This window comes from Massilia sp. LjRoot122, assembly GCF_964252725.1.
GTDB lineage: Bacteria > Pseudomonadota > Gammaproteobacteria > Burkholderiales > Burkholderiaceae_D > Telluria.
Window position 1 is genome coordinate 1,185,971 of the sequence record NZ_CAXUPB020000001.1, and the last position, 14,309, is coordinate 1,200,279.

Sequence of the window (14,309 nt, forward strand, 5' to 3'; positions counted from 1 at the left end):
AAGGGGCTTAAGCGTAACGGCGTTTCTCGCCGCTGCCGAACAGGTTGCTCACGCAACGGCCGCACAGGCCGGCGTGCTCGTGGTGGTGGCCGACGTCGCGGCGGTAGTGCCAGCAGCGCTCGCACTTCTCCGCTTCCGACGGGGTCACGGTTACCGCTTCGTTGGCGGCGTCCGCGACCTGTTCCACGCTCGCCTGCGAGGTGATGAACACGAACTTCAGGTCATCCTCGAGGCTGGCCAGCAGGCCGTACTTCTCGCCGGCCGCCTTGATCGCCAGTTCCGCCTGCAGCGAGGAGCCGATGGCGCCCGAAGCACGCACTTCTTCCAGCTGCTTGGTGACGTCGGCGCGCACTTCGCGCAGGGCCGCGTACTTGGCCAGCAGCGCTTCGCCGTCCGCCAGCTGCGGGAAGCTCCACAGGGTCTGGGTGAAGATGGTCTCGTCCGATTCCGCGTAGCCTTGCTGGCCTGCGAACACGGCCCAGGCTTCCTCGGCGGTGAAGGACAGGATCGGCGCCATCACGCGCAGCAGCGCATGGGCGATGTGCCACAGCGCGGTCTGGGCCGAACGGCGGGCGGTCGAATCGACGCCGCTGGTGTACAGGCGGTCCTTCAGGATGTCGAGGTAGAAGCCGCCCAGGTCTTCCGAGCAGTAGTTCTGCAGGCGCGCAACCACCGGGTGGAACTCGTAGCGCTCGAAGTGGCCGGCGATGTCGTTCTGCAGCTGGGCCATCGCGGCGATCGCATAGCGGTCGATCTCGAACAGCTCGTTCATCGGCACGGCGTGCTTGGCCGGGTCGAAGTCCGAGGTGTTCGCCAGCAGGAAGCGCAGGGTGTTGCGGATCCGGCGGTAGGACTCGGTGACGCGTTTCAGGATTTCCTCGCCGATCGACAGCTCGCCGGTGTAATCAGTCGAGGCCACCCACAGGCGCAGGATGTCGGCGCCCAGGGTGTCCGAGATCTTTTGCGGCGCCAGCGTGTTGCCGAGCGACTTGGACATTTTCTTGCCGTTTTCGTCGACGGTGAAGCCGTGGGTCAGCAGGGCCTTGTAGGGCGGGCGGCCGTTCAGCATCGAGGAGGTCAGCAGCGAGGAGTGGAACCAGCCGCGGTGCTGGTCCGAGCCTTCCAGGTAGAGGTCGGCCGGGAAGGCGGATTGCTCCTGGTGCGAACCGCGCAGCACGGTCTGGTGGGTCGAGCCCGAGTCGAACCAGACGTCCAGCGTGTCCTTGTTCTTCTCGTAGGTGGCGGCGTCCGCACCCAGCAGCTCGGCCGGGTCGAGCTGCTGCCAGGCGTCGATGCCGTTCTGCTCGATCAGCTTGGCGACCTGCTCCAGCAGTTCCGGGGTGCGTGGATGCAGCTCGCCGGTTTCCTTGTGGATGAAGAAGGCCATCGGCACGCCCCACTGGCGCTGGCGCGACAGGGTCCAGTCCGGACGGTTGGCGATCATGCCGTGCAGGCGCGCCTGGCCCCAGTCAGGGAAGAACTTCGTTTCGGCGATGCCGGCCAGCGCGGTTTCGCGCAGGGTCGGGCCGCCGTCCTTCGGGGTCAGGTCCATGCCGGCGAACCACTGGCTGGTGGCGCGGTAGACGATCGGGGTCTTGTGGCGCCAGCAGTGCATGTAGCTGTGGTCAAACATCTTCAGTTCGAACAGGGCGGATGCGGCACGCAGGGCTTCGCAGATCGGCTTCGAGGCTTCCCAGATGGTCAGGCCGCCGAACAGCGGCAGGGTCGAGGCGAAGCGGCCGTCGCCCATCACCGGCTTGAGGATCTCGTCGTCCTTCATGCCGTGCGATTTGCAGGACTGGAAGTCTTCCAGGCCGTAGGCCGGGGCCGAGTGCACCACGCCGGTGCCGCTGTCGGTGGTGACGTAGTCGGCCAGGTAGACCGGCGACGTGCGGTCATAGAAGGCGTCTTGCGCGTGCAGCGGGTGCTTGAAGCGCAGGCCGTCCAGCTGTTCGCCCAGGGTGGTGGCGATGACGGTCCCTTCCAGCTTGTAGCGCTGCAGGGTCGCTTCGACCAGGTCCTGCGCCAGGATCAGCAACAGGGGCTGGCCTTCGCGCTCGGCCTGGACCAGCGCATACGTCACTTCCGGATTGACGTTCAGGGCCTGGTTCGACGGGATGGTCCACGGGGTGGTGGTCCAGATCACGATGAAGCCGTTGGTGGTCGGCAGCGACGGCAGGCCGAAGGCGGCCGCGACTTTTTCCGGCTCCGCGAAGGGGAAGCCGACGTCGATCGCCGGATCGCGCTTGTCCTGGTATTCCACTTCCGCCTCGGCCAGGGCCGAGCCGCAGTCGAAGCACCAGTTGACCGGCTTCAGGCCGCGGTAGACGTAGCCCTTTTCGAGCAGCTTGCCGAGGGCGCGCAGCTCGTCGGCCTCGTTACCGTAGGCCATGGTCATGTAGGGGTTTTCCCATTCGCCCAGCACGCCCAGGCGGATGAAGCCGGCACGCTGGCGGTCGATCTGCTCGAGCGCGTAGGCACGGGCCTTCTGCAGCACCTCGGCGGTCGGCAGGTTCTTGCCGAACTGTTTTTCGATCTGGATCTCGATCGGCATGCCGTGGCAGTCCCAGCCCGGGACATACGGAGCGTCATAGCCGGCCATGGTGCGCGATTTGACGACCATGTCCTTCAGGATCTTGTTGACGGCATGGCCGAGGTGGATGTCGCCGTTCGCATACGGCGGGCCATCGTGCAGGATGAATTTCGGACGGCCGGCCGCAGCCTTGCGGATGCGCTGGTAGAGCTTCTTCTCTTGCCATTGCTTGACCCAGCCCGGCTCGCGCTTGGCGAGGTCGCCGCGCATCGGGAAGGGGGTGTCGGTCATGTTGACCGGGTATTTGCTCTCAGGCTTCTTGGCGCCTTTTTGGCCGGCGTTGTTCTGTGGTTTGGTGTCGGACATATGCTTCTTCTCTAAGGGATTCGGTTCGGTGTCGCGGCGCGGCCGCGCAGCACCTGCATTCGGTGCGCTGCCTTCGGACAGGCGTCAAATTCGGTCGGTCGCGGTCAGGGCGCCGTTGCGGTGCGCAAAGAAGGCGCGTGCCTGCACCGCATCACGGTCGATCGCGGCGGTGAGCGTGGGCAGGTCGACGTATTTTTCCTCGTCGCGCAGCTTGGCGAGGAATTCGACCCGCAGCAGCTTGCCGTAGGCGGGCTGGTCATAGTCGAACACGTGCACTTCGAGCAGCATGCGGCCTGCGTCTTCGACGGTGGGGCGCACGCCGAGGCTGGCGACGGCCGGCAGCGCTTGCTCCGCCAGGCCATGCACCTGCACCACGAAGATGCCGCACAGGGCAGGGCGGTGCGCGACGCGCAGGTTCAGGGTCGGGAAGCCGAGGGTACGGCCCAGCTTCTGGCCATGGATCACGTGGCCCGACATGGCATAGGGATGGCCGAGCAGTTGCTGGGTGGCGCCGAAGTCGCCGGCGGCCAGCGCTTCGCGCACGGCCGAGGACGAGATGCGGCGCGCGCCGAGCATCACGGCGTCCAGGGTCTCGACCTGGAAGCCGTACTGGCGGCCGGCTTCCTGCAGCATGGCGATGTCGCCGGCGCGCTTCGCGCCGAAGCGGAAGTCGTCGCCCACCATCAGCCATTTGACGTGCAGGCCGTCGACCAGCACGCGCCCGATGAAGTCCTGCGGCGGCTGGGCGGCGAAGTGTTCGTTGAAGTGTTCGACGATGACGCGGTCGATGCCGGCCTCGGACAGGTCGCCCAGCTTGTCGCGCAGGTTGGCGATCCGGGCCGGGGCCTTCGACAGGTCGCCCATGCGTCGGGCGAAGTATTCGCGCGGATGCGGTTCGAAGGTCATGACGGCGGCTTCGATCCCGAGCCTGGCGGCGGCGCCGCGCACGTGCGCCAACAATGCCTGGTGGCCGCGGTGGACACCGTCAAAGTTGCCGATCGTGAGGGCGCAGGGTGCGCGCGCCCTGTCGTTGGGAAGTCCGCGAAATACCTTCATCAATGTTCCAGTGACGCAGCCGGCCGGTCCGGCGCGAAATACCTGATTATACGGTAACTCGCATGTTGCACAGCAACGAAGGGCCGGATGGCGGGAGTGGGAAAGGGATGCGCTGGCGCAAAAAAAACGCCGCCTGCGAACAGGCGGCGTTTTCTGGACGCTTGATCAGCTGGTGATCAGGCGATCGGACGGTTGATCGCCATGATCCAGTAGCGGGCCAGGTCGGCGGCGCCTTCCTTGCCGCCGACGGTCTTGAGCGTGCTGATCGCCTGTTGCTTCTTGCCGGCCGCAGCATAGGCTTCGCCCAGGCGCAGCTTGGCTTCGTCGGCGTAACGCAGGCCGCCGGCCTTGATGGCGGTTTCCATCATTTTCAGGCCCTTGTCGGCCTGGCCAGCCTGCACCAGCGCGTAGCCGAGGCCCACCAGCGCGTCGTTGTCCTTGGCGGCGGCGTATTCGGCTTCCAGGGCGGCGACGCCCTTGTTTTGCTCGGCCAGGTTCTTCTCGGCCAGGTCCTTCAGGCGCTGGTGACGCGCGGCGTCGGTACCGGTGCCCAGGGCGCCGGCCTTGTAGCCCTTGTCGATGACCTTCAGCGCTTCGGCCGGGGCTTTCGCCTGCAGCACCAGCTGGGCCATTTCCATGAACTCGCTCGGCTTCTTCATCAGGTTGTTGGCCAGCTTGAGGCGGTACACGTCCACCATCAGGCGGCCCGAGAAGCCCGGCTTGCCCTGCACGCGGTTCAGCAGGTCGTTCCAGTATTGGGCCTTCGGATAGCTGGAGGCCAGCTTCTCGATGGTGTTCACGTAGCCGAGCTTGTCGTTCTTCTTCAGCTGGATGTTCGCCAGCATGCCGAGTTCGTCTTCGCTCAGGCGGCCGCTCTTTTCAGCATTGCGCAGTTCCTGCTCCAGCGCGGCAACGTTGCCTTGCTTGTAGTAGTTCTGCATCAGGTAGGCGCGCAGCTTCGGATCGTTGCCGTTCTTCAGCAGCTTCTGGATGGTGGCGTTCGCCTTGTTCAGGTCGCCGGCGCGCATGTAGATGCCGACCAGGCCTTCCGAGAACTGCGAGCGCTCACCGGCGCTCAGCTTGCCCGAGTCGAGCAGCTTTTCGAACGAATTGGCAGCGGTGCCCCAGTCGCCGGCCGACGAGGCCGCCGAGGCGCGCACGCGCTCGATCAGGAAGCGTTCGTTGTCGTCCTTGGCTGCCTTGTCCGCGTCGCGCAGGGCAGCCAGTGCGCCCTTGGCATTGCCCTGTTTCAGCAGCGTCTGCGCTTGTTGCAGCGGCTTGCCGACTTCCGGACGCAGCGTGACCGCGGCGTGCACGGGGGCCAGGCCGACGACCGGCACGGCGGCAGTGAAACCGAGAGCGGCCAGTGCGAGGCCAAGGTGTGCGAGACGGAATTTAATCATCTGAAAACATCCTTCTTCAAAATGGACACGGCAGGGAAACCCTGCCGTGTTGGTCATACATGGATCGATTACTGGAACTGCTCGTTACCGACCATGCCGATCTTGGTGACGCCGAGACGCTGTGCGGTTGCCATGACGCCTGCAACCACCTTGTACTCGACCAGCTTGTTCGGACGCAGGTGCACTTCCGGCTGGTCCGGCATCGCAGCGACGCCGTTCATCTTGGATTCCAGTTCCGCACGATTCGCAACGACCTGGCCATCCCAAAGGATGGTGCCGTCGAAGTCCACGTCAATCGTCACGACCACCGGCTGGGTGGTTTGCGGTGGCGGGGTGCCGACCGGCATGTTCAGATTGACCGAGTGGTTTTGCTTCGGAATCGTGATAATCATCATAATGATGAGAACGAGCAGGACGTCGATCAGCGGCGTCATGTTCATTTCCATCATCGGTTCCGGATCAGCTCCTTTAGCGGAGCCCGAACCTACGTTCATGCCCATGGTGTTTCCTTTTCAAATGTTGGGGTCACGGACGCGATATCAAGGTCTTCCGTAGAAGACCCCGATATCGCGGACAGGACGTTAGCCCTTGTCAGGCGGTTCGATAACGAAACCGACCTTCTGAATCCCAGCACGCTGAGCCGTATAGATGACCCGGCCGACCGATTCGTAGCGTGATTCTTGGTCGCCACGAACTTTGACGGCAGGTTGCGGCTGCTTCACCGACTGCTCCGCGAGGAACTTGAACAGCTCGTCCGTGTTCGCGATGCGCGTCTGGTTGTAGTACATCTCGCCATCTTTGTTGATGGTGATGTTGACGTCTTCCGGCTTGGTCTTGGTGACCTCGTTCGTTTCTGCAGGCAGGTTCACTTTCTGCAGATTCAGAACCACCGGGCTGGTGATCAGGAAGATGATCAGAAGAACCAACATGATGTCGACTAGCGGCGTCGTGTTGATCTCTGACATCACGGCATCATCATCTCCGGAATCGGAGCCGACACTCATCGACATGATTAACCAGCCTTCTTGGCGCCAGCGGCTGCGTTCGAGGTCGACATGGCGCCCGAGATCAGGACCGAGTGAACGTCAGCCGAGAACGAACGGACGTCTTCCATGACCGACTTGTTACGACGAACCAGCCAGTTGTAACCCAGAACCGCCGGGACTGCGACGAACAGACCGAATGCGGTCATGATCAGTGCTTCACCCACCGGGCCTGCCACTTTGTCGATCGACGCGTTACCCGACATACCGATGGCGGTCAGCGCGTTGTAGATGCCCCAGACGGTACCGAACAGACCGATGAACGGCGAGGTCGAACCGACGGTTGCCAGGAACGACAGGCCATCTTGCAGACGCGACTGGACGCGGTCCACGGCGCGCTGGATCTGCATGGTCACCCAGGTCGACAGGTCGATCTGCTCGAGCAGGGCGCCGTCGTGGTGCTGGGTTGCCTTGGTGCCGGTTTCAGCGATGAAGCGGAACGGCGAGCCTTCTTTCAGCTGAGCCGAGCCAGCGGCGATCGACGGAGCTTTCCAGAACTTGGCCGAAGCTTCCTTCGACTGGCGCATGATCTTCTGCTGGTCGATCAGCTTGGTGACGATGATGTACCACGAACCGATCGACATCAGTGCCAGGATGATGATGGTGCCCTTGTTGACGAAGTCGCCTTCTGCCCACATGGCTTCGATGCCGTATGGATTTTCGACTTCTTCGGTGGCTTCAGCGCCGGCAGCAGCGGCCGGAGCGGCAGCGTCGCCAGCCGGAGCGGCGGCTGCGTCGGCAGCCGGTGCAGCAGCTGCGTCGGCAGCCGGTGCTGCAGCCGCGTCAGCCGCCGGAGCAGCAGCGCCTGCGGCAGGAGCGTCAGCGAAGGCCGGTGCGGAGACCAGGGCCGATGCCGCCGTTACCGAGAACAGGACAGCCGCCAGCATAGCGGACAAACGGGTATTCTTAAACATGCTTCCTCCAAAAATATAAAAATAGACAGTTCGCTGAACTAGTGACAACGAAAATCATAGATTGAGACGATGTTCTGTCTCGGTTTTATTCCAGCGTCCAGACGTACTGCACCGCTGTCCACGCCTGTTGCGGCTGACCATCAACAGTGGCCGGCTTGAATCGGCATTTGCTCAGGGCCGATTGTGCGGCCCGATCCAGATCGCGGAAGCCAGACGACTTCTGCAGTTTGGATTCCATTACTCGACCATCGACACCGATCAGGAACTGCAGGGTCGTGGTACCGGTTTCTTCGTTACGCTGCGACGAACGCGGGTATTCCGGACGTGCGCAAGTGTTAAAGTCTGCAACCGCTTCGGTACGGCTCGGGCCAGCAGGTCCGCGTGCCGGAGGGGCTGGCGGTGCCGGCGGGGCCGGAGGTGCCAGGTTCGTCGTCGGCGGCGGGGTGTTGGTGGCCGTCGTGATCGCGTTCGCTGGCGGCGGCGGCTGCTGCACCTGGACTTCGACCGGCGGGATGAACGGCGGTGGCGGAGCCTTCATTTCCGGCGGTGGCGGCGGCGGCGGCGTTTCCGGCGGTGGCGGCGGCTTCACCTCTTCAATCAGTTTCGTTTCCACAGCCTCGGTTACCTTGGTGACGATTCGGGTGCCCAGGCCATTGATAAATGCCCAAGCTACCACCACGTGCAACAGGATAACAATGGCGAGACCGGTGTAATTCTTACCCGGGTTCTTGTCATGCGTAAAATTCATGCCATCTTTCTCCAATACCAACTCTTTTTTGTTGCCACTAAACCCACTAAACACGACAAAAATCTAGGGCCGCATCCGGGACATCAAAGAATTATACCTACGAATTCTTTTTTGAGCATACATTTTTACACCCCCGAAAGGAGTGCTAACTGCCTGTAAAAACAGGCAAAGAAGCTCATCTATACAAGTCCTGGGCGGGGGCGTGCGTGGTCCAGAAAGCAGGGGTGATTTGTAATTTTTTGTAGCGGTTCTCCTCCATGTGTGGATCATGAGGCACGTATAGTGGTTTTGCCAAATTTTTCACGCCCAAGCGGCTTCATAGCAAATTTCGTATGACACCACCTTGGTGTTTACACAAACTATAGCCAGTTTTGCAGAAGCTGCGCGTACTGTTGAGCAGCCGGGAAAAGCCCGATTTCCGACGCCAAGGCATAGCCTAAACTCATGGGAAAGTCTCGTCTTGGCATGCATAAGTTATGCGTTTGATAACCCGTTTACGGATATCTGCTCCTCATGCATAGCAAAACTACATGGAAATCGCGGTTTTGAACAGTGTGTTAGCGCACCGAAGCGCAAAAAAACTACCTTGCGGTGGTCATTTGGGTGGGGAAGGGGTCGCAAAAACATGCGGTGAGGCATGGAAGGCGGGGGTGGGCTGGGCGGGTAGGTCCAGGCTCCGTGCCTGAGACCCGATTTCAGCGGGCGGACGCGGAGAAATGGTCCTGAGAGCGGGATTCTGGAGCCGGATTGCCGCGTTCCAGCCTGGCCGGCGCGGAAAACGCCGTGCCGGGCGGAGGCATTATGCAGGAAAGGCCGCGAAAAGTCGCGGCCGGCGAGCGCCGTCAGCGGCCGCGCTTCTCGCGGCGGCACTCGAGGAAGCTGACCACGTGGCCGCTCGGGTCGACCGTTTCGAGCCGGACGTCGAAGCCCCACAGGCGTGCGACGTGCTTGAGCACCTCCTGCGCCTGCTGGTTCAGCGGGCGGCGGTTGAACTGGGTGTGGCGCAGGGTCAGGGCCCGGTCGTCGCGGGTATTGACCTGCCAGACCTGGATGTTCGGCTCGCGGCTGCCGATGTTGTACTGATCGGCCAGCTTGTGGCGGACGTAGCGGTAGCCCTGTTCGTCGTGGATTGCCGAGATCGTCAGCTTGTCGCTGCGGTCGTCGTCGAGCACGGCGAAGAAGTGGAACTCCCGGATCAGCTTGGGCGAGAGGTACTGGGCAATGAAGCTCTCGTCCTTGAAGTTGCGCATCGCAAAGTCCAGGGTCTTGATCCAGTCGCTGCCCGCGATATCCGGGAACCAGGTGCGGTCTTCCTCGGTGGGATCTTCGCAAATACGGCGAATGTCGCTCATCATCGCAAAACCGAGCGCATACGGGTTAATCCCGCTGTAGTAGGGGCTGGTCGCCGGCGGCTGGTAGACGACGTTCGTATGGCTTTGCAGGAATTCGAGCATGAAGCCGTCGCCGACGATCCCTTCCTTGTACAGGTCTTGCAGGATGGTGTAGTGCCAGAAGGTGGCCCAGCCTTCGTTCATCACCTGGGTCTGGCGCTGCGGGTAGAAGTACTGCGAGATCTTGCGCGTGATGCGTACTAGCTCGCGCTGCCAGGGTTCCAGCAGCGGCGCGTATTTCTCGATGAAGTAGAGCAGGTTTTCTTCGGGCTCGGGCGGGAAGCGGGTCGGCGCCGCGCTGGCGACATGCTCTTCGCGCAGCGGCAGAGTGCGCCAGATCTCGTTGATCTGCGACTGGGCGTATTCCTCGCGCTCTTTCTGGCGCGCGGTCTCCTGGGCGACCGACAGCTTGGCCGGCCGCTTGTAGCGATCGACGCCATAATTCTGCAGCGCATGGCAGGAGTCCAGCAATTCCTCGACCGCATCGATGCCGTAACGCTGTTCGCACTCGGCGATATAGTTCTTCGCGAAGACCATGTAGTCGACGATGGCGTCGGCATCGGTCCAGGTACGGAACAGGTAGTTGCCCTTGAAGAAGGAGTTGTGCCCGTAGGCAGCATGCGCGATCACCAGGGCCTGCATCGTCAGGCTGTTCTCTTCCATCAGGTAGGCGATGCAGGGATTCGAGTTGATGACGATCTCGTAGGCCAGGCCCATCTGGCCGCGCTTGTAGCTCTTCTCCGTCGTCAGGAAGTGCTTGCCGAACGACCAGTGGTTGTACGACACCGGCATGCCGACCGACGTATAGGCATCCATCATCTGCTCGGCGGTGATGATCTCGAGCTGGTTCGGATAGGTGTCCAGGCCGTAGCGCTTGGCCACCCGCTTGATTTCATCGTGCGCCTGTTCGATCAGGTCGAAGGTCCATTCGGACTGGTCCGGCAGGGCGCGCGGATTGTTGGGGTCTCTTGGCATGGCGGCGTTCATCGTTGACTGAGCCTTTTACTTCGGCTGTTTCTTGAACAGCTCGCGGAAGACCGGGTAGATATCGGCCGGGGTGACGATCTTCTGCATCGCGAAATTCTTGTGGTGGTCGGCCACCTCGCAATACTGTTCCCACAGGTTTTGCGGCGGGCCGTCGGTGATCTCGACATAGGTGTAGTACTGGACCCGCGGCATGATCGCATTGCTCAGGATCTGCTTGCACAGCACCGAGTCGTTGTCCCAGTTGTCGCCGTCCGAGGCCTGGGCCACGTAGGCGTTCCAGTCGGCGCTGCCGTAGCGTTCGGCGAGCACCTTCTGCAGCAGGTGCAGGGCCGAGGACACCACCGTGCCGCCCGACTCGCGCGAGTGGAAGAATTCGTTCTCGTCCACTTCGGCCGCGGCCGTGTGGTGGCGGATGAAGACGACGTCGATCTTTTCGTACACGCGCTTGAGGAAGAGGTAGAGCAGGATGAAGAAGCGCTTGGCGGTGTCCTTGCGCGTCTCGTCCATCGAGCCGGACACGTCCATGATGCAGAACATCACGGCCGAGGTGCTCGGCTTGGGCACCTTGATCCGGTTCGAATAGCGTAGGTCGAAGGGATCGATGAAGGGAATCGCGTTGAGGCGGATGTGCAGGTGGTGGATCTGCTCCTTCAGCGCCACCACTTCCTCGTCGTCGGAAGGCGCGCCCCGGTCGAGCAGGGCCTGCAGCGCTTCTTCGGCTTCCTTGAGCTGGCGCTTGGCGGGACCGCCGACGGCGATGCGGCGCCCCAGTGCGCCGCGCAGCGAGCGCAGCACGTGGATATTGGAGGGCGTGCCGGACACGTTGTAGCCGGCGCGCTGGTTCTTGAATTCGATGGTCTGGCTCAGCTGCGTCTTGATCATGTTCGGCAGCTCGAGATCCTCGAAGAAATAATTCATGAATTCTTCGCGCGACAGTTCGAAGATGAAGTCGTCTTCGGTGGTCTGGTCGCTGTTGCCGGCGCGTCCGCGCCCCGAGCCGCCGCCGCCGCTGCGCGGACGGTTGAACTGGTCGCCCTTCTGGTATTCGGTATTGCCCGGGTTGACGGTTTCCCAGACGCCCCCGTGGGCATGGCCGAAATGGGGTTCGTTCACGTCCTTGACGGGGATCGTGACTTTTTCGCCGTTCTCGATATCGGTGATCGAACGGCCCTTGATCGCGCGCCCGACCGCATCCTTGATCTGCGCCTTGTAGCGGCGCAGGAAGCGTTCGCGGTTCACCGCGGACTTGTTCTTGCCCTGCAAGCGTCGGTCGATGAGATAAGTCAAAACTAACCTCCTGTGGTGGCGGCTCGAAGAACCTGCTGCGCGTTGCAGCTGCGGCCTGCGATGCTCACCGTACGTTTGTACGGTTGCGCTTCTCGGCCACATCTGCTGCCGCTCGCGACGGTTCTTCGAGCCGCCGATACGTTGCGGGCGGCTCGAAGAACCTGCTGCGCGTTGCTTTGCGGACGGACTGGCGAGATCTCGATGCGTCTATCTTAATACGCAGCGCGATCGCGTGTGCGGCGCACGCCATTTTTGCGGCGTGCGCTGCGCCCTTGTCAGGAGGATTTCCTTACGCGCAGGTACCATTCGCACAGCAGGCGGACCTGCTTCGGCGTATAGCCCTTCTCGACCATGCGGGCCACGAAGTCGGCATGCTTGTTGGCATCCTCGGCGCTCGCTTTCGCATTGAAGGAAATCACAGGCAGGAGTTCCTCGGTGTTCGAGAACATCTTCTTCTCGATCACGCTACGGAATTTCTCGTAGCTGGTCCAGGCCGGATTCTTGCCGGCATTGGTGGCCCGCGCACGCAGGCTGAAGTTGACGATCTCGTTGCGGAAGTCCTTGGGATTCGAGATGCCGGCCGGCTTCTCGATCTTTTCCAGCTCGGCATTGAGCGATTCGCGGTCGAAGCTTTCGCCGGTGTCCGGGTCGCGGAATTCCTGGTCCTGGATCCAGAAGTCGGCGAAGGTGACGTAGCGATCGAAGATGTTCTGGCCGTATTCCGAATAGCTCTCCAGGTAGGCGGTCTGGATTTCCTTGCCGATGAAATCGACGTAGCGCTGCGCCAGGTGCTCCTTGATGTAGGAGAGGTAGCGCTGCTCGGTCTCCGGCGGGAACTGCTCGCGTTCGATCTGCTGCTCAAGCACGTAGAGCAGGTGCACCGGGTTGGCCGCCACTTCGGTGTTGTCGAAGTTGAAGACCTTGGACAGGATCTTGAAGGCGAAGCGGGTCGACAGGCCGTTCATGCCTTCGTCCACGCCGGCATAGTCGACGTACTCGTGCAGCGACTTGGCCTTGGGATCGGTGTCCTTCAGGTTTTCGCCGTCATACACCAGCATCTTGGAATAGATGCTCGAGTTCTCCGGGTCCTTCAGGCGCGACAGGATCGCGAACTGCGCCATCATGCGCAGTGTGCCCGGCGCGCAAGGCGCCTTGTCGAGCGAGGAGTTGTACAGCAGCTTGTCGTAGATCTTGATCTCGTCGGACACGCGCAGGCAGTAAGGCACCTTCACGATGTAGATACGGTCGAGGAAAGCCTCGTTGTTGCGGTTGTTGCGGAAGGTCTTCCATTCGGACTCGTTGGAGTGCGCCAGCACGATGCCCTCGAAGGGAATCGCGCCGAAGCCTTCGGTGCCCTTGTAGTTGCCTTCCTGCGTGGCCGTCAGCAGCGGGTGCAGCACCTTGATCGGCGCCTTGAACATCTCGACGAATTCCATCAGGCCCTGGTTGGCCAGGCACAGGCCGCCCGAATAGCTGTAGGCGTCCGGATCGTCCTGGGCGTAGTCCTCGAGCTTGCGGATGTCGACCTTGCCGACCAGCGAGGAAATGTCCTGGTTGTTCTCGTCGCCTGGCTCGGTCTTGGAGACCGCGATCTGCTTGAGGATCGAAGGGTAGCGCTTGACCACGCGGAACTTGTTGATGTCGCCGCCGAACTCGTGCAGGCGCTTGACGGCCCAGGGACTCGGGATGGCGCGCAGGTAGCGGCGCGGGATGCCGTAGTCCTCTTCGAGGATGGTGCCGTCTTCTTCTTCGTTGAACAGGCCCAGCGGCGATTCGTTCACGGGCGAACCCTTGATCGCGTAGAAGGGCACATGCTCCATCAGGCTCTTGAGTTTTTCGGCGATCGAGGACTTGCCGCCGCCGACCGGGCCCAGCAGGTAGAGGATCTGCTTGCGTTCTTCCAGGCCCTGGGCCGCGTGGCGGAAGTAGGAGACGACCTGTTCGATCACTTCTTCCATGCCGTAGAACTCGCGGAAGGCCGGATAGACCTTGATCACCTTGTTGGCGAAGATGCGGGACAGGCGCGGGTCGAGGCGGGTGTCGATCAGGGTCGGGTCGCCGATGGCCGCGAGCATGCGTTCCGGTGCGCTGGCATAGGTCAGGGGGTCTTTCTTGCACAGTTGGAGGTACTCCGCCATGGAGAATTCCTCTTCCTTGGTACGCTCGTAGCGGGCGGTGTAGTTGTCAAAGATGCTCATTTCGAATGTCCTTTAATGTACGAACAACGATCACGTCATGGCAGCCGACTGTGCAAAGGGCTGCCTCAGGCCCCGGACTTTATTGGCGTACTCCTTGTGGGTCGCGCGCATCTGGCACCAGGATCGCCGGTGCCGCGGATGCTGCGATTTTCTTGTTGTCGTCCCGGACTGGATCTGTGCGGTCCGCTCCGGTCTCCCGTTGCTTGGAGAGCGTCTTTTTTGCGTTTGTGAAATTTATTATGTGCCTATTAGTTCCCGAAGTCAAAGCAGTGTCGCGTGCGCGGATAATGCATATGCAAGTGCTTGAATCGAATAAGAAAAACCGACTTTTCAGGCATCCGGGAAGCGTCCGGAAACGGGCTTCCGCCATGCCTTCGATACGG

The 14,309-nt window shown here is 61.8% G+C and carries 10 protein-coding genes; all 10 read right to left on the reverse strand.

Annotation, left to right across the window (positions count from 1 at the left end):
• Window positions 1–7: 7 nt before the first annotated feature.
• Window positions 8–2,899, reverse strand: coding sequence for an isoleucine--tRNA ligase (ileS, locus tag ACSQ25_RS05160; protein WP_436104634.1), 2,892 nt, complete (start codon window positions 2,897–2,899; stop codon window positions 8–10).
• 84 nt (window positions 2,900–2,983) lie between these two features.
• Window positions 2,984–3,955 (reverse strand): bifunctional riboflavin kinase/FAD synthetase, encoded by a 972-nt coding sequence (locus ACSQ25_RS05165; RefSeq protein ID WP_436104635.1) that lies wholly within the window; start codon window positions 3,953–3,955, stop codon window positions 2,984–2,986.
• A gap of 176 nt (window positions 3,956–4,131) precedes the next feature.
• Window positions 4,132–5,358, reverse strand: a complete 1,227-nt coding sequence (locus ACSQ25_RS05170; protein ID WP_436104636.1) for a tetratricopeptide repeat protein — start codon at window positions 5,356–5,358, stop codon at window positions 4,132–4,134.
• A gap of 68 nt (window positions 5,359–5,426) precedes the next feature.
• On the reverse strand, window positions 5,427–5,858 hold the full coding sequence (locus ACSQ25_RS05175) for an ExbD/TolR family protein (protein WP_436104637.1): 432 nt from the start codon (window positions 5,856–5,858) through the stop codon (window positions 5,427–5,429).
• Window positions 5,859–5,939: 81 nt separating this feature from the next.
• On the reverse strand, window positions 5,940–6,368 hold the full coding sequence (locus tag ACSQ25_RS05180) for an ExbD/TolR family protein (RefSeq protein WP_436104638.1): 429 nt from the start codon (window positions 6,366–6,368) through the stop codon (window positions 5,940–5,942).
• A gap of 2 nt (window positions 6,369–6,370) precedes the next feature.
• Entirely contained in the window at window positions 6,371–7,315 is a 945-nt protein-coding gene (locus ACSQ25_RS05185) for a MotA/TolQ/ExbB proton channel family protein (protein WP_436104639.1), read from the reverse strand.
• Window positions 7,316–7,400: 85 nt separating this feature from the next.
• A complete protein-coding gene (locus ACSQ25_RS05190) occupies window positions 7,401–8,063 on the reverse strand; it encodes an energy transducer TonB (protein WP_436104640.1) in 663 nt (220 codons plus the stop codon).
• Window positions 8,064–8,905: 842 nt separating this feature from the next.
• Window positions 8,906–10,429 (reverse strand): SpoVR family protein, encoded by a 1,524-nt coding sequence (locus ACSQ25_RS05195; protein WP_436104641.1) that lies wholly within the window; start codon window positions 10,427–10,429, stop codon window positions 8,906–8,908.
• A 27-nt stretch (window positions 10,430–10,456) separates the two neighbouring features.
• Window positions 10,457–11,728 carry a YeaH/YhbH family protein gene (locus tag ACSQ25_RS05200; protein ID WP_436104642.1) on the reverse strand — a complete coding sequence of 424 codons (1,272 nt, stop codon included), beginning with the start codon at window positions 11,726–11,728 and terminating at the stop codon, window positions 10,457–10,459.
• Window positions 11,729–12,003: 275 nt separating this feature from the next.
• Window positions 12,004–13,926 (reverse strand): PrkA family serine protein kinase, encoded by a 1,923-nt coding sequence (locus ACSQ25_RS05205; RefSeq protein ID WP_436104643.1) that lies wholly within the window; start codon window positions 13,924–13,926, stop codon window positions 12,004–12,006.
• Between the last annotated feature and the right edge of the window lie 383 nt (window positions 13,927–14,309).

Bases quoted from the DNA above. Each gene is read 5' to 3' on its own strand.
- ileS (WP_436104634.1), bottom strand. From the start codon at position 2,899: ATGTCCGACACCAAACCACAGAACAACGCCGGCCAAAAAGGCGCCAAG.
- ACSQ25_RS05165 (WP_436104635.1), bottom strand. From the start codon at position 3,955: ATGAAGGTATTTCGCGGACTTCCCAACGACAGGGCGCGCGCACCCTGC.
- ACSQ25_RS05170 (WP_436104636.1), bottom strand. From the start codon at position 5,358: ATGATTAAATTCCGTCTCGCACACCTTGGCCTCGCACTGGCCGCTCTC.
- ACSQ25_RS05175 (WP_436104637.1), bottom strand. From the start codon at position 5,858: ATGGGCATGAACGTAGGTTCGGGCTCCGCTAAAGGAGCTGATCCGGAA.
- ACSQ25_RS05180 (WP_436104638.1), bottom strand. From the start codon at position 6,368: ATGTCGATGAGTGTCGGCTCCGATTCCGGAGATGATGATGCCGTGATG.
- ACSQ25_RS05185 (WP_436104639.1), bottom strand. From the start codon at position 7,315: ATGTTTAAGAATACCCGTTTGTCCGCTATGCTGGCGGCTGTCCTGTTC.
- ACSQ25_RS05190 (WP_436104640.1), bottom strand. From the start codon at position 8,063: ATGAATTTTACGCATGACAAGAACCCGGGTAAGAATTACACCGGTCTC.
- ACSQ25_RS05195 (WP_436104641.1), bottom strand. From the start codon at position 10,429: ATGCCAAGAGACCCCAACAATCCGCGCGCCCTGCCGGACCAGTCCGAA.
- ACSQ25_RS05205 (WP_436104643.1), bottom strand. From the start codon at position 13,926: ATGAGCATCTTTGACAACTACACCGCCCGCTACGAGCGTACCAAGGAA.